General features: G+C 68.6%; 21 protein-coding genes. 9 read left to right on the forward strand and 12 right to left on the reverse strand.

The features are described from left to right. The first annotated feature begins 278 nt into the window (after nucleotides 1–278). The 3 genes from Aph01nite_RS33255 to Aph01nite_RS33265 all read left to right on the forward strand — a co-directional run bounded on the left by Aph01nite_RS33255 (nucleotide 279) and on the right by Aph01nite_RS33265 (nucleotide 2,835). Nucleotides 279–677, forward strand: coding sequence for a YciI family protein (locus Aph01nite_RS33255; protein WP_204045010.1), 399 nt, complete (start codon nucleotides 279–281; stop codon nucleotides 675–677). 423 nt (nucleotides 678–1,100) lie between these two features. Beyond that, a complete protein-coding gene (locus Aph01nite_RS33260) occupies nucleotides 1,101–2,354 on the forward strand; it encodes an RNA polymerase sigma factor (protein ID WP_239162170.1) in 1,254 nt (417 codons plus the stop codon). Between the two features lie 166 nt (nucleotides 2,355–2,520). Beyond that, on the forward strand, nucleotides 2,521–2,835 hold the full coding sequence (locus Aph01nite_RS33265) for an SDR family oxidoreductase (protein WP_204045011.1): 315 nt from the start codon (nucleotides 2,521–2,523) through the stop codon (nucleotides 2,833–2,835). A gap of 522 nt (nucleotides 2,836–3,357) precedes the next feature. On the opposite strand, the gene Aph01nite_RS33270 is transcribed toward Aph01nite_RS33265, so the two are convergent. Further along, entirely contained in the window at nucleotides 3,358–4,413 is a 1,056-nt protein-coding gene (locus Aph01nite_RS33270; protein WP_204045012.1) for a DUF4192 domain-containing protein, read from the reverse strand. Nucleotides 4,414–5,102: 689 nt separating this feature from the next. Between Aph01nite_RS33270 and Aph01nite_RS33275 the strand changes: the two genes are divergently transcribed. Continuing rightward, the gene (locus tag Aph01nite_RS33275; protein ID WP_275419322.1) at nucleotides 5,103–6,062 is read left to right on the forward strand and encodes a DUF4326 domain-containing protein; all 960 of its coding nucleotides are present in this window, start codon (nucleotides 5,103–5,105) and stop codon (nucleotides 6,060–6,062) included. A gap of 298 nt (nucleotides 6,063–6,360) precedes the next feature. Here the strand turns inward: Aph01nite_RS33275 and Aph01nite_RS33280 are convergent, their stop codons facing one another. Beyond that, on the reverse strand, nucleotides 6,361–6,666 hold the full coding sequence (locus Aph01nite_RS33280) for a type II toxin-antitoxin system Phd/YefM family antitoxin (RefSeq protein ID WP_204045014.1): 306 nt from the start codon (nucleotides 6,664–6,666) through the stop codon (nucleotides 6,361–6,363). Nucleotides 6,667–6,733: 67 nt separating this feature from the next. Here Aph01nite_RS33280 and Aph01nite_RS33285 point away from each other — a divergent pair, with 67 nt between their 5' ends. Beyond that, nucleotides 6,734–7,351: an ATP-dependent Clp protease proteolytic subunit gene (locus tag Aph01nite_RS33285; protein WP_204045015.1), complete on the forward strand. Its 618-nt coding sequence runs from the start codon at nucleotides 6,734–6,736 to the stop codon at nucleotides 7,349–7,351. A 158-nt stretch (nucleotides 7,352–7,509) separates the two neighbouring features. Here the strand turns inward: Aph01nite_RS33285 and Aph01nite_RS33290 are convergent, their stop codons facing one another. Together Aph01nite_RS33290 and Aph01nite_RS33295 are read right to left on the reverse strand one after the other, a co-directional pair. Then, nucleotides 7,510–8,286: an EI24 domain-containing protein gene (locus Aph01nite_RS33290; protein WP_204045016.1), complete on the reverse strand. Its 777-nt coding sequence runs from the start codon at nucleotides 8,284–8,286 to the stop codon at nucleotides 7,510–7,512. A 50-nt stretch (nucleotides 8,287–8,336) separates the two neighbouring features. Then, nucleotides 8,337–8,939, reverse strand: coding sequence for a Maf family protein (locus Aph01nite_RS33295; RefSeq protein ID WP_239162171.1), 603 nt, complete (start codon nucleotides 8,937–8,939; stop codon nucleotides 8,337–8,339). A 258-nt stretch (nucleotides 8,940–9,197) separates the two neighbouring features. Between Aph01nite_RS33295 and Aph01nite_RS33300 the strand changes: the two genes are divergently transcribed. After that, nucleotides 9,198–11,057, forward strand: a complete 1,860-nt coding sequence (locus tag Aph01nite_RS33300; protein WP_204045018.1) for a CASTOR/POLLUX-related putative ion channel — start codon at nucleotides 9,198–9,200, stop codon at nucleotides 11,055–11,057. A 30-nt stretch (nucleotides 11,058–11,087) separates the two neighbouring features. On the opposite strand, the gene Aph01nite_RS33305 is transcribed toward Aph01nite_RS33300, so the two are convergent. The 3 genes from Aph01nite_RS33305 to Aph01nite_RS33315 form a co-directional block, all read right to left on the reverse strand. Continuing rightward, the gene (locus Aph01nite_RS33305; RefSeq protein ID WP_204045019.1) at nucleotides 11,088–11,747 is read right to left on the reverse strand and encodes a DUF937 domain-containing protein; all 660 of its coding nucleotides are present in this window, start codon (nucleotides 11,745–11,747) and stop codon (nucleotides 11,088–11,090) included. A gap of 76 nt (nucleotides 11,748–11,823) precedes the next feature. Continuing rightward, nucleotides 11,824–11,982 carry a response regulator transcription factor gene (locus Aph01nite_RS33310; RefSeq protein WP_307836815.1) on the reverse strand — a complete coding sequence of 53 codons (159 nt, stop codon included), beginning with the start codon at nucleotides 11,980–11,982 and terminating at the stop codon, nucleotides 11,824–11,826. Next, nucleotides 11,925–12,344, reverse strand: a complete 420-nt coding sequence (locus Aph01nite_RS33315) for a hypothetical protein (RefSeq protein WP_204045020.1) — start codon at nucleotides 12,342–12,344, stop codon at nucleotides 11,925–11,927. The genes Aph01nite_RS33310 and Aph01nite_RS33315 overlap by 58 nt, the downstream gene beginning before the upstream one ends. A 12-nt stretch (nucleotides 12,345–12,356) precedes the next feature. Between Aph01nite_RS33315 and Aph01nite_RS33320 the strand changes: the two genes are divergently transcribed. Continuing rightward, nucleotides 12,357–12,974, forward strand: coding sequence for a CPBP family intramembrane glutamic endopeptidase (locus tag Aph01nite_RS33320; protein ID WP_204045021.1), 618 nt, complete (start codon nucleotides 12,357–12,359; stop codon nucleotides 12,972–12,974). A 14-nt stretch (nucleotides 12,975–12,988) separates the two neighbouring features. Then, nucleotides 12,989–13,807 carry an acyl-CoA thioesterase gene (locus Aph01nite_RS33325; protein WP_204045022.1) on the forward strand — a complete coding sequence of 273 codons (819 nt, stop codon included), beginning with the start codon at nucleotides 12,989–12,991 and terminating at the stop codon, nucleotides 13,805–13,807. Here Aph01nite_RS33325 and ftsH read toward each other — a convergent pair. The 3 genes from ftsH to Aph01nite_RS33340 are packed head-to-tail and all read right to left on the reverse strand — an operon-like array spanning nucleotide 13,804 to nucleotide 17,095. Beyond that, nucleotides 13,804–15,735: an ATP-dependent zinc metalloprotease FtsH gene (ftsH, locus tag Aph01nite_RS33330; protein ID WP_204045023.1), complete on the reverse strand. Its 1,932-nt coding sequence runs from the start codon at nucleotides 15,733–15,735 to the stop codon at nucleotides 13,804–13,806. The two genes, Aph01nite_RS33325 and ftsH, sit on opposite strands and share 4 nt — an antisense overlap. A gap of 17 nt (nucleotides 15,736–15,752) precedes the next feature. Beyond that, a complete protein-coding gene (locus Aph01nite_RS33335) occupies nucleotides 15,753–16,244 on the reverse strand; it encodes a DUF1269 domain-containing protein (protein ID WP_204045024.1) in 492 nt (163 codons plus the stop codon). A 53-nt stretch (nucleotides 16,245–16,297) separates the two neighbouring features. Then, nucleotides 16,298–17,095, reverse strand: coding sequence for a hypothetical protein (locus tag Aph01nite_RS33340; RefSeq protein WP_204045025.1), 798 nt, complete (start codon nucleotides 17,093–17,095; stop codon nucleotides 16,298–16,300). 236 nt (nucleotides 17,096–17,331) lie between these two features. Between Aph01nite_RS33340 and Aph01nite_RS33345 the strand changes: the two genes are divergently transcribed. Next, nucleotides 17,332–18,297 (forward strand): DUF3616 domain-containing protein, encoded by a 966-nt coding sequence (locus Aph01nite_RS33345; protein WP_204045026.1) that lies wholly within the window; start codon nucleotides 17,332–17,334, stop codon nucleotides 18,295–18,297. 3 nt (nucleotides 18,298–18,300) lie between these two features. On the opposite strand, the gene Aph01nite_RS33350 is transcribed toward Aph01nite_RS33345, so the two are convergent. Both Aph01nite_RS33350 and Aph01nite_RS33355 read right to left on the reverse strand, forming a co-directional pair. Then, nucleotides 18,301–18,975, reverse strand: a complete 675-nt coding sequence (locus Aph01nite_RS33350) for a peptidyl-tRNA hydrolase (protein ID WP_239162172.1) — start codon at nucleotides 18,973–18,975, stop codon at nucleotides 18,301–18,303. Then, nucleotides 18,972–20,279 carry an MFS transporter gene (locus tag Aph01nite_RS33355; protein WP_204045027.1) on the reverse strand — a complete coding sequence of 436 codons (1,308 nt, stop codon included), beginning with the start codon at nucleotides 20,277–20,279 and terminating at the stop codon, nucleotides 18,972–18,974. Before Aph01nite_RS33355 ends, Aph01nite_RS33350 begins: the two co-directional genes overlap by 4 nt. Between the last annotated feature and the right edge of the window lie 12 nt (nucleotides 20,280–20,291).

The raw sequence follows: 20,291 nt of genomic DNA on the forward strand, positions 1-20,291 counted from the left end.
CTCGAACGAAGGACGATCGGTCCGTGTCACGTAGGGCAGTCGGGCCCACGTCGCGTCCTCGCAACCGTAGGACGACCCGCGACGCGCCCTCTCACGCATAGACCGCCGCGCCCTCCCGCGCGTAGACCGCCGCGCCCTCTCGCGCGTAGACAGGAGCGCGGGTCGATTTCTGTGAAATCTTCTCGGTCGTAGGGCGGAAGGATGTAGAGGACGCGAAGCGGTGCTTCGACTTATGGGTGAGAGCGCCGACGAAGGCGCGAACACCAGAGGAGTCACCCATGAAGTACATGCTGCTGATGCAGTTCGGACAGCTTGCCGAATTTCCGCCGATCATGACCTGGGCACCGGAAGAGGTCGCGGCCCACATCGACTTCATGCGCCACGCGAACGAGAAGCTCACCGAGGCGGGCGAGCTTGTGGAGGCCCAGGGACTCGCGATGCCCGACCTGGCGAGGACGGTTCGGGCCAGCGACAGCGGCACCCCCGTCGTCACCGACGGTCCTTACCCAGAGACGAAGGAGTTCCTCGTCGGCTACTGGATCGTCGACTGCGAATCCCAGGACCGCGCCTTCGAAATCGCCGCCTTCGTCTCAGCCGCCCCCGGCCCCGGCGGCAAGCCCCTGAACATGCCCATCGAGGTACGCCAGGTAATGTCCGGCGCCCCCGAAGAACTGTAACGACCTCGTGCATAGCTAGCCGCCTGACCATACACAAGCCCGCAACGGCGAGAGGCCGACACCTGGAGCCATCCCATCAGATGCCCTAACCCCCTGCCCTCCGGTTCGGAACCCTCCGGCCGGAGGGTCTACCAGCCCCGTATGGCTGGCCAGCAGGCGGCCCTCGTGGCGGGCTGGCTGCATTTCCCTCCCCGACCTGCCCGCCCCCGCCGACCTGGACGACAGGCGCATCGCGGCGGTCGATGCTGCGAGTTCTGCGGAACTACTCCGCCCCCTTGTTTGCCCCGAAAGCTGATATTTCTGGAGATGGCAGTTGTGAAGCCGTTCCCGGGACCGGCGGCGCTGGGTCTGTCATGTGGAGTCGGTTCCGGGGTTGGAGTCGGGGAGTTGTGAGCGCTGGACAGTTCGACCGTTGACGGCCTGTTGCGTGAGCTCGCGCCGCAGGTCGTCGGTGTGCTCACGCGGCGTACGGGGGACTTCGACACCGCCGAGGATGCCGTCCAGGAGGCGTTGGTGGACGCGGCGGCGCAGTGGCCGGTGGAGGGGGTGCCGGGGAATCCGCGTGGGTGGCTCATCCAGGTGGCGTTTCGGCGGATGACCGAGCAGGTGCGTAACGAGCAGGCTCGGCGACGCCGGGAAGAGCTCGTGGCCGCGCGCAAGGCACCCGAAGAGTGGGCAGCTCCAGGGGCGGACGACGCCTACGCGTCGGACGAGGACGACACGCTGTCCATGCTGTTCCTGTGCTGTCATCCCGCGCTGACGCCGGCCTCCGCGATCGCCCTGACACTTCGGTCGGTGGGCGGCCTGACCACTGCCCAGATCGCCAAAGCGTTCCTCGTTCCCGAAGCCACGATGGCGCAGCGCATCAGCCGGGCGAAGGGCCGTATCAAAGCGTCGGGAGTGCCGTTCGGCATGCCCGCCCCCGACGAACGAGCCCGGCGGCTCAACTCCGTGTTGCACGTCCTCTACCTCACCTTCAACGAGGGCTACACCAGCAGCACCGGCCCTGACCTGCACGACGTCGAACTCTCCCGCGAAGCGATCCGGCTCACCAGGATGCTGCGCGTACTGCTCCCGGATGAGCCCGAGGTGGCCGGCCTGCTCGCGCTCATGCTCCTCACCGACGCCCGCCGCTCCGCCCGCACCGGCCCCCACGGCACTCCCATCCCGCTGGCCGACCAGGACCGCACCAAATGGGACAGCCAAGCCATCACCGAAGGCGTCGACCTCATCACCGCCACCCTCGCCAAGGGCGCAGTCGGCCCATACCAACTCCAAGCAGCCATCGCAGCCCTCCACGACGAAGCCGCCACCCCCGACCAAACCGACTGGCCCCAAATCCTCGCCCTGTACGGCTTACTCGAACACATGTCCGACAACCCCATGGTCTCCCTCAACCGCGCCGTCGCCGCCGCCATGGCGCACGGCCCCACGACCGGCCTCGACATGCTCAAAACACTCGACGCCGACGGACGCCTGACCGGCCACCACCGCTTCCACACCGCCCGCGCCCACCTACGAGAAATGTCCGGCGACATCCCCGGCGCCATCGAGGACTACCGCCTCGCCGCAACCCGCACCACCAACATCCCCGAACGCGACTACCTCACCTCCCGCGCCGCCCACCTCGCCACAACCCCCCAACCCGACCACCCCACAAACCCCCAACCCGAATAACCGCTCACCGCTCACCGCTCACCGCTCACCGCTCACCGCTGGCCGCTCACCGCTGGCCACTCACCGCTGGCCACTCACCGCTCGCCACTCACCGATCGCCACTGGCCACTCGCCGCTCGCCACTCGCCAGTCGCCAGTCGCGTGTGCGCCGCGGGCGGTCGTCGGAATGCTCCACCGTGTCTGGCGAATATCGATCGCCTACATCGGCCAGAGCGCCGCCGTCCAGATCGCCAAGCGCGGGAACGGCGTGATCCTCACCTACAACGACAACGAGTCCGGCGCGCTCGACACGATCGAGAAGGAGGGCGGGCGGGCCGTGGTGCTGCCCCTCGACGTCGGCAGGTCCGAGACGTTCCCCGCCTTCCGCGACTCCGTCGCCGAGGTCCTGCGCGACGTCTGGGGGCGGGACACGTTCGACATCCTCGTCAACAACGCCGCTTTCGGCCGGACAGCCCAACAAATGCCCTATCAAGCCGGATGAGGTCCAATCAGAGCTGATTGAGTGTCCGAGATAGCCGGGCAAGTACCGCGACTGGCCAGTTCGTGCCACCCGCCCGCTAGAGCGGACCAGCCCGGACAACCAGATCCAAGCGCATCGAGCGCCACGCACCGAATCTCGTAGGCAGTGACGTGCCGTCTTCCGGACGAGGCCCGAAGCCTGACCAGACTGGTTGAGCACCCAACCACGCGGGTGCGAGAGCGTGACCGGCCAGGTCGTGCTACCGGATCGCTGGGTGGGCACCGGATGACCTATTGCAAGCACATTGAGCGATAACGCAGCAGATCCCGTAAGCAGCGACGCGCCACCCCCTGATCGGCCTTGCAACTTGGCCGGAAGCGGATTGGCCGGAAGCGGATTGACCAGAGCGGATTGGCCGGAGCGGATTGGCCGGAGCGGATTGGTTGGAGCGGATTGGCCGGAGCGGATTGGTTGGAGCGGATTGGTTGGAGCGGATTGGTTGGAGCGGATTGGTTGGAGCGGATTGGTTGGAGAGTGGGGAGGTTAGCTGGCTAGGGCGGGTGGGTCTTCTAGGAGGGTTAGGAGGGGGGTTAGCCATTTGGTGGTGGGGGTGCCCATTTCTCGGTCCAGGTCTTCGGGGGTGGGCATGCGGTCGCGGAGGACGTTTGGGGGGAGCAGGTTGCGGATGGCGCGGGAGAGGAGGACGGCCATCGTGTAGCGGGGGTCGGCGGTGAGGGCTCGGTCGAGGGCGAGGGTGGCGAGGGCGCAGTCGCCGTTGCGCCAGGCGGTGGCGGCGAGGAGGGAGGCCGCGGGGGCGGCGTGGCGGGGGTGGAGGCGTTGGGTGACGTCGCGCCAGAGGGTGAGGTGGGCGTCTCGGTCGTCGATGAGGGTCCAAGCCTCGTCGCGTACGCGGATTATGGAGAGGTCCAGGCCCAGGCGGGCGATTTCGTCGTCGGTGAGGCGGTCGCCGCGGGCGTAGACGTCGATGGCGGTTCGGACTCGGGCTATGCCGTCGGCTACCAGGTCCGCGGGTCTTCCTTTGGCGAGGGCGGTTCGGATGGAGGTGATGGCTCGGGTGGTCGCGCGGTTCATGGAGAGGCGGGCGACGCCGTGGCAGGGGGCGACTGAGCGTTCGAGGCTGCGGCGGTTGGGAAGGGCGACCAGGCCGTTGACCACGGCTTCGGCTGCTATCGGGCTGGCTTTCGGGTCGTAGGGGGTGCCCTCGGGCGGACAGCAGGCTATGCGCTGGCAGAGGTACGACCAGTATCTGTTGTCGGAGGCGCGGAGGGATTCGGTGATTTCTATGCCGGCTGAGCGGAGTAGGCGGGTGGCTTCGTCTACGCCGGTGGTGACGAGGGAGCCTGGACCGTAGCCGATCAGGACGGCCATGGTGACTTGTTCGCGTTTGAGGAGGGGGAGGAGTCCGTCCAGGGAGCCTTGTTCGATGGGGAGGTCCCAGCGGGTGCTCACGCGTACTACCTGCCCGATGAAACCGATCACGACCAGGCTGTGTTCGGGGTGGAAGCCGATCAGGAAGGGCACTGCGGTCAGGATGTCGGTCGGCGACGACAATCGGAGTCTCGGGGTGGCTGAACTCATGCCCGAACTCTTCCGGGCGTTCTTCTGCCCTCAGAGCTCGAACCCTGTTCTGTGGACGATCGAATAGAACCTGTTCTAATTGTGCGTTTGTGATTTCACAACGCCGCAGGTCGCAGCTCGTCCCTCTGGGCATCAAGGGGTCGCTGTGGATAACTGGGGTCACGGAGTCCCACTCAGCCAGCACCGAACCCGACTTCCGGCGCGCTATCCGTCGCAGCACCATCGGCGCCACGAGCAGTCCCACCCGCTGGCCCACACCCTCAGTTGACCAACGGCGTCAATGAAGGTCGCCGCTTCTCGCCGTTATCCGGCGCCGCTAACGCAGGTGATCGCTTCTCGCCGTACCGGCGCCAAGAGGGCCTGCGGCCGTAGCGCCAGGTCCGGGATGGATATGTCTTTTGGGTGTTTTCATTCCCTGTAGTGGTGGTCGCTGACGTTGGTGGTTGGCATTTGTGAGGGTGTCATTGGTGCTTGTTTGGTATGGGTGGGGGATGGGTGTTCGCGGAGAGCGAAGATCATGATGCAGTAAAGGGGTCCGCGCGTTGGGGTGGGTTCGGGTAGGGGGCAGAGCACTGTTTATGGGCATGCGCGAGAGGCGATCCGTGGCTCCCCCGTCCGTTGAGGACTGGACCGATCATGAGCGGTCCAGGTTGGGTGCCTTGCTCGGGGGCGAGACCGTTGTGGTGAGCATGAATCAGCGGCGGGGGCATCCGCGGCTGATCAATTGGGCGCGGTCTCAGTGCCTTTATGTGCGGATCGACTCTCGTAGTGTGTGGGGCAATCCTCATGAGAAGGACGATGTTCTCAGGGGCGAGCAGATGCGGCGTTATGAAGCGCATCTGAATGGGCGGCCGGATCTGATGGCGCGGCTCGGTGAGCTTCGTGGGATGGCGCTGGCGTGTTGGTGCACTCATGGGCCCTGCCATGGGCAGATTCTCAAGCTGCTGGCTGATGGGCCGGTGGCACCGGTCGTACGGGCAGAGCCGGATGAGCTGAGCGTGGACGAGGCGGATGCGCTGGCGGAGGCGGAGAGTGCGATTGAGCGGGGGCTCACGACCTTTGTCGATGTTGGGCATGCGCTGTCGAGGATTCGGGATGGCCGGCTTCATCGGGTGACTCATCCGCGTTTCGAGGACTACTGCCGCGAACGGTGGGGTTTCACGAAGAACCACGTCAACCGTCAGATCGACGCCGCGCATGTCATGGGAACGCTGGCGATCACGCACATTCCCCGTCAGCAGGATCATCGTCCCGCCCATCCGCTGCCGACCGCCCCCATCCCGACGGGTCCGGACGAATCAAATCGCCTGGGGCAACTCAGCGGGCTCCGCGCATCGACTTCCCCGCACCAGACCTCCCCCGTGCCGGGATCACGCTCGACCTCGTCTCCCCAACTGCCACCACCGTCCCCACCTGCTTCGCGTCCCCCGAAGCCGCCGGTGACGCCGAAAGCCCAACCCGCCCGGATTCTGGACGATTTCGTGGCGACGCTGACCGACGTCCCCGCACTGCTCGCCGCCACCGAAGGCTTCGAAAAGGAAGCGTCGCCGGAACAAGCCGCCCACTGGTCCCGGCAACTGGCCAAGGCGATAAGCGACCTGCGGAAACTACAGCGGCAAGTCGGCGATTTCCTCGATGCCCACGGCTAGGGGTCAGCCAACTCGCCGGTGGGTCGGCCAGCTTGCAGGCATGCCCGAAAGCCGCAAACCCGGGAGACGTCACGTCCTAAGAACCCCCAACAGAAATGAAGTCGGTCGCTCTTGGGGCTGGCGCGGCGCGAAGCGTCACCAAGTTAACGCCGTCGAATATCGGCAAGAGGCCGACGCCGCGGGGCACCCCTAACAGAATGAAGTCGGCCACGCTTGGCACCGGTGTGGTAGCAGCGTCACCTGTATTAACGCCATCGGATCAGCGAGAGGCCGACGCTTCGGGTCATTCTGTTGCGCTTTAAGGCGCTGGTTTGTCGGGCTTCCCCGACGGCCGGTGCTCTGCGGCGATGCCGATGCGACGGGGTTCGGCCGGGTGGGACTCCACACCGTGGTAGGTCGCGGTTCCCAGACGGATGATCGTCGCTGGGGCCTGCTGTGCCGTGTCCTCCTGGGCCTGAAGGCGTTCGAGGTCGGCAGCCGAGACCAGCGCCACGAGGGGCTTCCCGTGCCGGGTCATCACGATGCGCTCCCCGCCGTACACGACGCGGTTCACCAGCTCGGCGAAGACGGCACGAGCTTGCGTGACAGGGATCTCTTCCGCCATGGCTCCACCATAGCAGTCTGCATGTAATGTACGTCCTATACATTCTGTACAGAACGGAGAATCCCCCATGATCCGCCCTGACAGCCGCCATGTCCTGCCGGAGGTCGTCGAAAGGACCAGCCACGGCACGATCGTGATGGATCCCTACTCCAAGCTCCTGGCAGGAAGGATCATCTTTCTCGGCACCCCGATCGACGACACCAGCGCCAACGACGTGATGGCGCAGATGCTCTACCTCGACTACGACAACCCCGAGCAGGACATTTCGCTCTACATCAACTCCCCTGGCGGCATGTTCACCGCGATGATGTCGATCTACGACACCATGCAGCACGTCGCCGCGGACGTGGAGACCGTCTGCATGGGTCAGGCCGCCTCCGCCGCGGCCGTCCTGCTGGCGGCCGGAACCCCTGGCAAACGGCTGGCCCTGCCGCACTCACGCGTGCTGATTCACCAGCCCTCCAGCGAGGGACAGGGACAGTTCAGCGACCTGGAGATCCACGCTCGGGAGATCCTGCGAGCGAGGGCGCTCACGGAAACGCTGCTCGCCAAGCACACCGGGCGGAGCGAGGAGTCGGTCCGGCGTGACATCGAGCGGGACAAGATCCTCAACGCGAACGAGGCCGTCGCCTACGGCATCGTCGACGCGATGGTCGACTCCCGGAAGAAGGTCCCGATCTGGTGAAACGCCGATGACACGCGACGGCTCTGTGCATGATCACTACGAAGCCGCGACACGGATCGGCGCTCTTCGTCCCATCGAAGGATCCCTACCGAATCGGAACGTGCCGCCCATCTCCGCCAGTACCTGATTCCGCATCGGGGAAGGCAGGCGGGCGGAAGTCAGCGCATCAAGGGCGGCGGTGTGAGGCGGGTTCGGACCAGGAGGGTGGCGCCGGCTACCGCGCCGGGCATGGCGATGATGGCGACGAAGGGGATGAGGAAGGTGAGGAAGATGACGACGCCGAAGCCGAGGGCGCTGCCCTTGTTGCTTCGGAGGATGGCGAAACGGTCCTTGCGGCGGAGGCCGCGGCGTTCCATGGCGAGGGCGGTGAGTTCCACGGTGAGGAAGAAGCCGGAGACGAGCGCGCCGAGGACGGGGACGATGGTCTGCCCGATGAAGGGGATGAAACCGAGGATGAACAGCGGAATCGTGAGCATGAGGACATAGACGAGCGTCATCAGGCTGTCTTTGATCGAGCGGAAGAGCGAACTCCAGAACGGCTGGTCGCCCCCGGGCACCGGACCGAATTCCTCTTCGACCTTCTCCGAGAGTTTCTCGTAGAACGGTTCGCCGATGGCGAGCGTCACGGCGGTGTACGTGATGAGCGACAGGAACAGCCCGGCGATGAAAATCACGATTCCGACAAGGGTACGGAAGAGTCCCCGCCACCCCCAGTCGTCCGCGAACGGCGTCACCCAGGCGGCGACGTCGCCGGCGTTCATGGCGAGCCAGACCAACGCGGCCGCGTACAGGACGAATGCGATCAGGGCGGGAATGAGGCCGAATAACCACCAGCGGGGGTGCCGGGCCACCCAGCCCAGCCCTTTCACGAAGAAGCCGACGCCCTCCGCGAATCCGCCCACATTTCGCCGAACCGGTTGCCCTATGCCGCTCATGCCCGGCAGGCTAGCGTGTCCATTCTCCCGCCGCGACGGCTGATCCAGAGTCAGGAGGCCGGGCGCTGCCAGAGAGACGTGACGGAGAAACCCAGCTCGGCGAAGAGCCGGCGGAGAAGGGGCAGGGAGATGCCCAGCACGTTGCCGTGGTCGCCGGAGATGCCTTCGACGAACCAGCCGCCGAAGCCGTCGAGGGTGAAGGCGCCCGCGACTTTCATGGGCTCCCCACTGGCCACGTAGGCGGCGATCTCGGCGTCGCTGGGCGTGCCGAACCGAACCTCCGTCGAGCAAACCGCCGACACGCTACGGCCTCCGGCCGTGTCGATCACACAATGCCCCGTCAGCAGATGCCCGGACCGACCCCGCATGGCGACCCAGCGAGCCGTCGCCTCCTCCGCGGAATCCGGCTTCCCGTACGCCACGCCGTCGAGTTCCAGCACCGAGTCGCACCCGATGACGAGATTGTCCCCGGACAGGCTCGCGGCGACGACCTCGGCCTTCGCCTGGGCCAGCGCCAGGCAGAGGGCGGCTGGCGTGGCCGCGGTGATCGCGTCCTCGTCCACACCGCTGACGATCACCTTGGGGTCGAGTCCCGCGTCACGCAGCACACCCAGCCGAGCCGGGGACGCGGAGGCCAGCACGATCTCAGTCACGCTGCCCAAGCTTAGATGCCCCCGCCTCGGCATCCGACCCAATAGACCGGGGCAGGCAGGCCCCCTTCAGTCTGGGTGCGTCCGCGCAGCGCCCACCGCCGTCGGCCGACGAAGGGGTCCGCGCACAGCACCAGGCACCCGCCACCATCCACACCCCAACTTGACTGGATATTTCAGTTCTTCGGTTGTTGTGGGTTGAGATGGGCGGACTGGGCGGTAACTTGGGCGCTTGTTAATCCACGATCTTGAGGGGGTTTGGTGGCAAGCGCGACGGTTCGGGAGCGCGTCCGGTACTGGTTCGACAACACCATGTCCAAGGGGACAGGGGCGCTGATCGGATGGCTGGCGCTCGTCTCCGCGGTGTTGATCCTTTTCGTGAGCGTGTTCGCGCTGTGGCTCACCCCGGCGGAGGTCAAGGACGGCTTCCCCGGCGCCATGTGGGCGGCGCTCATGCGGACCCTCAGTCCCGGAAAGATCGCCAGTGACGGCGGCACCGCCCCCTACCTGGGACTCATGCTCGTCGCGTCGCTCGGCGGGATCTTCATCGTGAGCATCCTGGTGAGCCTGCTCTCCGCCGGCCTCAAGGAGAAGATCGAGGACCTGCGCAAAGGCCGGTCGAGGATCATCGAGACCGGCCACACCGTCATCCTCGGCTGGTCGGACCAGATCTTCACCATCGTGGCCGAACTCGTGAAGGCCCACGCCAGCGAACGCGGCTCGATCATCGCCATCCTCGCGGACCGCGACAAGCTGACCATGGAGGACGAGATCCGCTCCCGGCTCGGCAACACCGGGCGCACCCGGCTGGTGTGCCGTACCGGGCGGCCGACCGAGCCGTGTGACCTGGAGTTGCTGAACCTGCAGGACGCCAGTTCGGTCGTGGTGCTGTCGCCGCAGGGCGAGGACCCTGACGCGCACGTCATCAAGACCCTGCTCGCGCTGGCCAAACGCGCGGGCGCGCACCCGCCGACGGTGGCCGCGATCGCGGACTCCGCCAACATGGCGGCGGCCCGGCTGGCGGGCGGGCCGAAGGTCCATCTGGTCGACTCCGACGACACCGCCGCGCGCCTGATCGTGCAGTCCTCCCGGCAGTCGGGTATGTCGGTCGTCTGCATGGACCTGCTCAACTTCGACGACGGTGAGATCTACCTGCGCGCCGATCCGTCCCTGGCCGGTCACACGTACGGCGAGAGCCTGGCCGCCTTCAAGGGCGCCACCGTCATCGGCCTGCGCAAGAACGGCACGGTCACCCTCAACCCGCCGCTGGACACCCCGATCGGCACGGCCGACGAGATCATCGTCATCGCCCAGGACGACTCGATGATCCGGCTGGCGGCCAGCAGCGCCAAGGTGGACGCGACCGCCATCGTGACCGCGGCGAGCGCGGCGCTGGAGCCGGAGCGCACCCTGGTGCTGGGCTGGAACAGCCGGGCCCGCAAGATCGTCCGCTACCTGGACGGGTACGTGGCCCCGGGTTCCGTCCTCGACATCGCCGCCGACCATCCGGACGCGGGCACCGGCCTGGTGGGCCTGCGCCACCTCACCGTCAACACCAAGGACTGCGAGACCACCGACCGGTACGCGCTGGAGTCCCTCAGCATCGGCCTCTACCAGCACGTCATCGTCCTGTCCGACGACCGGTACGCCCCGCACCACGCCGACACCCGCACGCTGATGACCCTGCTCCAGCTCCGGGACATGCAGGCCGCGCTGGGCGAGCGCTACTCGATCGTCAGCGAGATGCACGACGAGAGCAACCGCGCCCTGGCGGAGGTGACCGAGGCCGACGACATCGTCATCAGCGACACCGTGATCGGCCTGCTGCTGGCCCAGCTGTCGGAGAACCAGCACCTGGCCGACGTGTTCGGCTACCTCTTCGACTCGCGCGGTTCGGAGATCTACCCCAGGCCCGCGGGCGACTACATCAAGCCGGGCGCTCCCGTCGGCTTCGCCACCGTGATCGAGTCGGCCCGCCGCCGGGGCGAGACCGCCATCGGGTACCGGCTCGCCTCCGGCATCAACAACCCGCCCCACTTCGGCGTCACCCTGAATCCCGACAAATCTCAGCCGATCACCCTGGGCGCTCAGGACTCCGTCATCGTGCTGGCGGAACGCTGACCGCCGGGCCGGCCCGTCCAACCCGGAGGGTCACCGGTCCGGGCTGGACGGGCGGCGGGGCGGGGGCTTGGGGATCGGGCGGCCGCCGGGCATCGGAATGGCCCCGGACTCGGACCGGCCGGGTTCCCGGGTGCGGTCGCCCGAAGTGTCGCCGAAGATCTTGCCCATCGTGCTGCGCAGGAGGTCCCTGAGCCCGCCGCCGATGTTGTTCCGCTCCTGATCCAGGTCCTGCGCCATGGCGGCGGTGTCCATCCCCCCGCCGCCGCGTTCCCCGCGCCCGCCGGCGAAGCGCCCGGCGAGCACGGTCATGACCATGGGCGCGACCGCGGCCATCACCCGGGAGACGGCCCTCGGGTTGATCCCCATGAACTGCGAGATGCCCTGCGCCGCCTGCTCGGTCCCCCGGTCGCCGAACAGGTGCGTGAGGATCTTCTCACCGTCGTCGGTACCGGCCATGTCGGTGACGTTGGTGAAGGGGTCGCTGTCGGTGTGCTGGTCCAGCGCCGAACGCAGGGACTGCGCCCCTCGCGCGTGCTCGGCCTGGTGCGCCATACCGCCCACGATGGTGCAGACCGAGGCCTGCACCGCGCTCTTGGCGGATTCGGTGTCCGTTCCGATCATGCCCGCGATCTCCTGGATTCCCCCCGGTCCCAGGCGCGCGAACAGGTCGTCCTGCATCGACTGACTCACGGTAACCCCCCATGGACGTCGTCTCCGCAGTGCCCTCCCCTCAACCAATCCTGCATAACACCTCAAAAGCTCCAAATCACTCTCCGAGACCGGCCTGTCGCGCGCGGACCACGGCCTGGGCGCGGTCGGCCACCTGGAGCTTCGCGAACACGTTGGTGAGGTGGTTCTTTACGGTCTTCAGGCTGAGGAACAGGATCCTGGCGATGTCGGCCTTGGACTTGCCGGAGGCCAGCAGGTCGACAGCAGAACCTGGAGCACCGCCATGGCGGCGATCAGCAGGCGCAGGACAGGCCGCCAGCGCGGCGACGGGAGGCGCCCGTCCGGGAGCAGCAGCAGCAACGGGCCGAACCCGAGGAAGAACACCCAGTTCGTGGACCAGGCGGCGAAGCCGGCGCCCGGCCAGCCGTGCCCGTCGCCGTAGGCGGCGTATCCCCCGGCGAGCGCCTGGAGGGTGAGCCCCGCGCCGCCGAGGCAGAACAGCCAGCCCACCGGATTCCTGGGCAGGCGCGCCAGGATCAGGGCGCCGACCAGTGGGTACGTGAGACCGACGACCGCGTCGAGCGCCAGGTAGGTGAGGTCCGCTCCGGCGACGGGCACGGTCAGCTCACCGTGTTCGCCGTCGTGCTGCCCGCCTTGGCGTACGCCATATCGCAAGGTCTCGACCTCAACCGGATCAGTGAGGCCCCGATCGGCGCGCAGCTGGCCGTCTACAGCCAGGCGTTCGCCCCGATGCTGGCCGGTCTGGCCGCCTGGCTCGCCGCCGGGCGCGGCCTGCTCCCCGGCATCGTGCCGTACGTGATCCTGGCCCTCGGCGAGCAGATCGGCTGGAGCTCCTTCCTCACGCCGCGCCTCTCCCGGACCCGGAGCACGGACGCCACCGCCCTCATCGTCGGCCTCTGCTGGGCGTCGTTCCACGTCCCGTTGATGCTGTTCGTCCCCGGCGCGATCGACGCGGGCGTCCCGATCCCCTACGCCATCGCCTGTTTCACGGTCCAGTCGGTGACGATCGCCTTCCCCCTGGTCTGGCTCCGCGTACGGACGGGAAGCATCTGGCCGGTCCTGGTCCTGCACGCCACCCTCAACGCCGCGCTCTACTTCGTCGCGGGCGCGATGACCGCACCGACCGAGGAATCCCCCTGGTACGTCGGCGAAGGCGGCGTGCTCACCTCGTTCTACCTGCTCGCCGCCGTACTCGCCACCCGCAAACTCTGGCGCAAGCCCGCATAACTAGGATTCCCGGCATGGCGCACGTGTGGGACACGGTATTCGGGCCCGTCAAGCTCACCCGCGACGGCGAGACCTGCCGCGCGGACGTGGACGGCGACATCAGCTTCCGCGGCGTCGTGTTCGGCGGCTGGACGGCCTCGCTGGCCGCGCTCGCCGCCGCCGACGGCCTCGACGGCCAGGTCCTGAGCGCCCTGCACGTCGTCTTCACCGGCCAGGTACGCCCCGGCGCGCTCCACTTCGACGTGGAGAAGCTGCGCTCCGGCGGTTCGATGGCCGCCCGCCGGGTGACCGCCCACCAGGAGGGCGAACCGGTGGCCGCGGTCCAGGCCTGGTTCACGCGGCCCGAACTGTTCCCCGCGGCGGTGGAACCGCAGGCACCCCCGCCGTCGCGGCACTGGGACGACTGCCCCAGTCTGGACTGGTTCTGGCCGGACGCGCCCTTCCTCCGCCACATCGACGAACGCGGCATCGACTACCCCACCTCGCTCGCCACGTTCCAGAACGGCCCGCCGCACGTGGAGATCTGGGCCCGCCCCGCCGACCACGACCTCCCGCTGGAGCCCCTCTCCCGGCAGCTGCTCGACGTGATCCTCTTCGACGCCCACCTGCTGGACTCCGCCTACCGCGCGACCACCCTGGACGGCCTGCACATGGTCTCCCTGGACCTCTGCGTCACCTGGGCCGCGACCCCGCCGCAGGGCTGGCTGCACGTCACCACCGACGCCCTGGTCGGCCCGTCGCTGGTCGCCACCACCGGCACCCTGGCCGACCGGCACGGCAGCCGGTACGCCGTCGCCACCAGCCAGGGCCGCGCGTACGTGCCCCGCTCCTAGCGCGGGCGCTGGATGTCGATCCTGGGCGGGAGACCGGCCGCCTCGTACGCCTCGGCCTCGTCGAGGGTCTCGTGCTCCAGCAGGGCCGCCACGATGTTCTCCAGCTTCTCCCGGTTGTCGCGGATCACCTGCTGCGCGGTCTCGTAGCACTCCTCCACGATCCTGCGGGTCTCCTCGTCCACCTCGGCCAGCGTCGCCGCGGCGGCCTGGGGCTGGTCGTCGTGGGGCAGGATGTTGAGGGGGCCGATCTTGGGCGACATGCCCCAGCGGCCCACCATGCCGCGCGCGATGGCCGTGACCTGCTCCAGGTCGTTCTCGGCGCCGGTGGTGACCAGGCCGAAGACCACCTGCTCGGCCGCCATGCCGCCGAGGGCGCCGACGATGCGGCCGCGCAGGTAGTTCTCGTCGTAGGCGTACCGGTCGTTGTCGGGGGTGGACAGGGTGACGCCGAGGGCCCGGCCGCGGGGGATGATGGAGATCTTCCGTACCGGGTCGGCGCCCGGCTGGAGCATGCCGAGCAGGGCGTGGCCGCCTTCGTGGTAGGCGGTGCGGACGCGTTCGTCCTCGGGCATCACGATGGAGCGCGCCGCGCCGAGCTGGAGTTTCTCCAGCGCGTCGGCGAGGTCGGCGGAGTGCACCCGGGCGTTGCCGCGCTTGGCGGCCAGCAGCGCGGCCTCGTTGACGAGGTTGGCCAGGTCCGCGCCGGTCATGCCGGGGGTGCTCTTGGCCAGCCTGGTCAGGTCCACGTCCGCGCCGAGCGGGACGCTCCGGGTGTGCACCTTGAGGATCTCGGTACGGCCCGCCGCGTCCGGCGGCGACACCACGATGTTGCGGTCGAACCGCCCGGGCCGCAGCAGCGCGGGATCGAGGATCTCCGGCCGGTTCGTCGCCCCGATGACGATGACGCCCTCGCCCGCCGTGAAACCGTCCATCTCGGTGAGGATCTGGTTGAGCGTCTGCTCGCGTTCGTCGTGCCCGCCGAGCGCGCCCGCGCCCCTGGTCCTGCCGATGGCGTCGATCTCGTCGATGAACACGATGGACGGCGCGACCTTGCGGGCCTCGGTGAACAGCTCCCGCACCCGGGACGCGCCGACGCCGACGATCATCTCGATGAACTCGGAGGCGCTGGCCGAGAAGAACGGCACGCTCGCCTCGCCCGCGACGGCCCGCGCCAGCAGCGTCTTGCCGGTCCCCGGCAGCCCGGTGAGCAGCACGCCCTTGGGCAGCTTCGCGCCGAGCTTGCGGTACTTGGAGGGCTCCCTGAGGTAGTCCACGATCTCGATGAGCTCGTTCTCGACCTCGTCGATGCCGGCCACGTCGGCGAAGGTGACCCTGACCTTGTCGCTCTCGATCGGCTGGGCCGCCCGGGAGCGCCCGAGCGCGCTGAGGCCGCCGCCGCCCATCATGGAGGTGCCGCGGCGCAGCACCCAGACCCAGACGGCGGCCAGCAGCAGCACCGGCAGCAGCGACAGCAGGAGATTCCAGAACGTGCCCCGCGAGTCGCTCAGCGGCTCAGCCTTCACCGTCACGTTCTGGCTGGTCAGCTGCTGGAAGATCTTCTCCTGGTCGGCGAAGACCGGCATCTCCGTAACGAACTGCGTGTACGGCCGGTTGCGGTCGTCGGGGTCGGTGGCCTTGGCCTTCAGATGCCCCTGGATCGAGTAGCCGGTCGCGTAGATGTCCTTGACGTTGCCCGCCTCGACCTGCTTGGTGAACTGCGTGTACGAGATGGTCTCCACCGGTTTTCCGTCGAAGAGCGACGAGACCACGAAGAACATGGCGTACGTGATCAGCAGGGTGAGCGCGAACCGGAACCAGTTGATCTTCGGCCCGCGTGACCTGTTCGGGGGGAGACCCTCGGCGCGCCAGGGCTTGGGCTCGCCCGGGGGCTTGTCCGGTTCCCTGCGCTCCTGCGGCTGGTCGGCCACCGGGTCTCCCCCGCGACTCAGCCGCGGGCCGCGGCCACGGCGTGCTTGAGCTGGTCCTCCTGCTCCTTGCTGAGCGAGGTGTGGATGATCCGCCCGCCGTACGGCGCGAGGCGCGGGATGACCTTGTCGGGCGTGCTCTTGTCGATCAGCAGGAACAGCGCGGCCGCGCCCGGCTTGAGGCCCTCGGCCAGTTCCCGCATGAACGCGTCGTCCACCCCCACGTCGCTCATCGCGCCGACTGCCGCGCCGGTGGCCGCGCCGACGGCCATGCCCAGGAACGGCATGAAGAAGATGAGCCCGATCAGGCCGCCCCAGAGCGCGCCCCCGGCCGTCGCCGCGCCGGTGGTGCCCATCATCTGCTTGAGCTTGATCTTGCCGTTCATGGTGCGCTCGACGATGGCCATGTCCCGGATGTCGATCAGCCCTTCCTTCCGTAGCTGATTGACCTTGTCCCGGACCTCCGTCGCGGTGGAGACGTCGTCGTACGCGATGGCGATCAGATGCGCCATTGGAAACCCCCCGATATCCAGATGGCGCTATATCTCCCCAGCTGAGAGCTGGTCTAAAGCACCTTGATCTTGGACATGACGGTATTTATGTCGCGCCAACGCTTCTTCTGGGCATCCGGCACCGTGATGAACACCAGGGCGGGCTTGCTCTCCGGCACGTCCACCAGCGCGAGCGCCGCCATCGAGCGGCGCTTCTCGCCCTTGATGGTGTAGTTGACCTGGTAGCCGAGCAGCCAGCCGTCCCGGTCGTCCACGGTGATGGGCTGGGAGGCGGTCCACTCCAGCGTGGCCCCGGCGGGGTGGTGGTTGAGGGTCCAGCGGGCGGCCAGGAACGCGGTGTCACGCAGGCTGTCCTGGACCTCGATCGGGACCGGGCAGGTGACCAGCATGCCCCGGTAGGCCGAACCCCTGATCTTGCCGAGCAGCTGCCGGGAGGCGAACGGCGACGCCTTGGCGAGACTCCAGTCCCCGCCGAACCGGGGCACCCGGACGCCGGAGCGCTCGTCCTTGATCGAGCTGCGGACCGGCGCGGAACGCCCGGCGAGCGCGGCCAGCTTCTTGTCGGCGGGCAGTTCGGGCAGCCGGGGGTCGGTCAGCGCGGTGGACAGCGCCGTGGTCGGCGTGCTGCTCGGCGTGCTGCTCGCCGGCGGGCTGGCGGGCGGGGCGGAGGCGACCACCGCGCCGCCCGAGGAGGCGGTGGGGGTCGGCGGGGCGACCGAAAGGGTGGGCGTCGCGGCGACGGCGGCGGGGCGGGTGCCGGGCTGCTCCCGGGTGGCCACGACGGCGGCGGCGAGCACGCCCACGAGCCCGACGACCACGACGCCCGCGACGGTCCGGTACACCAACCGCATAGGGAGGTCACCAAGGCCTTTGCCCGATGGTGGCGGCGGTGGCAGCTCCGGGATCGTGATCTTCGGTAGCGGTGTGGTCTCGGCCTCAGCCGCGACGTACGTCGGAACCGCCTTAGTCCCATAGTCCCCAGGTGACACGAACGGGAGCGTACGCGAACTCCGGGTATTTTCGGGTGCGATCACCATCACACTTCGGGAACAGGTCTGTACCCGATAATCGGTCGGATAATGGTGGCGTGCATGTCGAGCTTCGCTTCGCCCCAGGGACCGGAGTCCATCACGATCTCTCCGCCGTACGCCAGGACGGACGCTGTCTCTGGGTCGCCGGAGACGAGAGCGCGGCCATCGAACGCCTCACCTGGCGGGACGGCGCGTACCAGGATCACCACACATTTCGGCTGTCCGAATTCGTTCACCTACCGGCCGGTCCGGACGACGAGGCGGACATCGAGGGCCTGGCCCGCACCGACGGCTGGCTGTGGGCGGTCGGCTCGCACAGCCTCAAGCGCAAACGCGTCAAACCAGGCCAGACCGGCGAAAAGGCCCGGAGGCGGCTGAGCACGGTCCTCCGCGAGGAGAACCGCTACATCCTCCTGCGGCTCCCGCTGGTGGAACGCGACGGCCTCCCCGTCCCCGTACGCAAGGACGGCCGCAGAACGGCGGCCATGCTCTGCGGTCCCGGCCGGAACCTCGCCGACATGCTCACCGACGACCCGCACCTCGGCCCGTTCCTGAACCTGCCGGGCAAGGACAACGGATTCGACATCGAGGGCATCGCGGTCATCAGCTCGCGCGTACTGGTCGGGCTGCGCGGCCCGGTGCTGCGCGGCTGGGCGGTCGTCGTGGAGATCCGGCCAGAGACCCACGATTCGGATAAATTACGCGTCGAGGGTTACCGGACCCATTTCGTCGATCTCGGCGGGCTCGGCATCCGGGACCTCTGCCCGGTCGGCGACGACCTGCTCATCCTGGCCGGGCCGACCATGACCCACGACGGCCCCTTCCGGGTGCTGCGCTGGCGGCCGAACGGCGACTTCGCCAACCCGCCCGCGCTGGTCGCGGAACTGCCCATGATCCCCGGCGCGGACCGCCCCGAGGGCATCGCCCTGCTCACCGACGGCCGCCTGCTGGTCGTGTACGACAGCCCGTCCCCCAACCGGCTGACCCTCGACGGGGTCTACGCCGACATCGTCCAGATCTGACCGTCAGGGGTGGCGCAGCGGCCCCCAGCCGTCGGGCCGGAAGCCGCCCCGGCGCAGCCACGGCGTGTCCGCGATCACCGTGACCGAGCCGGGCTCGATCTCGGTGAAGCCCGCGTCCCTGACCGCGGGCAGATCACTCGTGACCAGTTCCTGCCAGTCCTTCGGCTCGGCGGTCCGCACGTCCAGCGCGAACCCCGCCGCACGCCAGGCCGTACGCTCCTCGGGCCCGGTGCCCCACCAGGCCAGCTGCGCGGCGTGGCCGCACTGCGCCATCGCCTTGCCCGCCGACATCGTCAGCCCGGGATTCACCCACAGCACCACGTCCCCGGCCGGGCCGAGTTCGCCGCTGTCCTCCAGATCCGTCCCGGACACCTGCAGCCGGGACAGCTCCTTGGGCCAGCCGTCCAGCGGGATCGGCGGATGCACGCGCACCTCCGCCGTGCCCGCCGTCGCCGTGAGCCCGGGCAGTTCCAGCACGCGCCGCCACTCCGAACCCCTGGCCCGGCGCACGACCTTGCGGATCCCGATGCGCTCCCACTCCTGGATGGCCTCCCCCCATTCGCCCGGCTCGTCCAGCAGGGTCAGGACGGCTCGCGCGGCGGCCTCCAGGGCGTCGGCGCGTTCGGGCGGAGTGGCACGCTCGATCCGTACCACCAGGGGAAGCACTCGCTGGGTCACGACGTCAAGGATGCCGTACGGCTCCGGGTGATCAGCAGGGACAGGATGGCGGCCAGGGCGCAGAGGGCGCCGGCGCCGTACCAGGCCAGGTCGTAGTGGCCGAGGTGGTCGCGGGTGAGACCGGCCAGGGTGGCCGCGAAGGCGGCGCCGATCTGGTGGGAGGCGAAGACCCAGCCGAAGACCACGCCGCCGTCCGCGCCGTAGATCCGGCGGCAGAGCGCGGCCGTCGGCGGCACGGTGGCCACCCAGTCCAGGCCGTAGAAGATGATGAAGACCAGCATGCTGGGCTCGGCGGTGGCGGCGAACAGCTGCGGCAGGACCAGCAGCGACGCCCCGCGCAGCGCGTAGTACACGCCGAGCAGGATCCGCGGGTCCACCCGGTCGCTGAGCCAGCCGGACAGGATGGTCCCGACGATGTCGAAGATCCCGACCACGGCGAGCAGCCCCGCGGCGGTCGTCTCGGCCATGCCGTGATCGTGCGCGGCCGGGATGAAATGGGTGCCGACCAGCCCGTTCGTGCTGGCGCCGCAGATGGCGAAACCGCCCGCCAGATACCAGAACGGCCGCGTCTTCGCCGCGTCCCTCAGCACCCGCAGCGCCCGCGCGGCCGCGCCCCCGGCCGGCACGCTCACCGGCACGTCCTCGGTCGCCCCGTACGGCCTGAGGCCGATCTCCTGGGGTCGGTCGCGCAGCAGGAACCAGATCAGCGGGACCACGGCGAGCGCGGCGGCGGTCACCGTCAGCGCGGCGGCCCGCCAGCCGGAGGACTCCACCAGGAGCGCCAGCACTGGCAGGAAGATGAGCTGCCCGGTGGCGCCGCCGGCGGTGAGCACCCCGATGACCAGGCCGCGGTGGCGCACGAACCAGCGGTCGGCCAGCGTCGCCGCGAAGACCAGGGCCATGGAGCCGGTGCCGAGGCCGACCAGGACGCCCCAGCAGAGCACGAGCTGCCAGCTCTGCGTCATGAAGACCGTCACGCCGCTGCCGAGGGCGACCAGGGCCAGCGCCACGGTGACCACGCGGCGCATGCCGAAGCGGTCCATCAGGGCGGCCGCGAAGGGGGCGGTCAGGCCGAAGAACATGAGGTTGACGGAGACGGCGAAGCCGATCGTGGCGCGCGACCAGCCGAACTCGCTCTCCAGGGGGGTGATGAAGACGCCCGGGGTGGCCCGGAAGCCGGCCGCGCCGATGATCGCGACGAGCGCGACGGCGGCCACGATCCAGGCCCGGTGCACTCTCAGCCCGCGCTTGGGCGAGCCGGCTAGCGGGCCCTCCGTTTCATCCTGTTTATCGGTGATCGTCATGGCGACCATCAT

It is taken from the genome of Acrocarpospora phusangensis, from assembly GCF_016862995.1.
In the GTDB taxonomy this organism is placed as follows: Bacteria; Actinomycetota; Actinomycetes; order Streptosporangiales; family Streptosporangiaceae; genus Acrocarpospora; species Acrocarpospora phusangensis.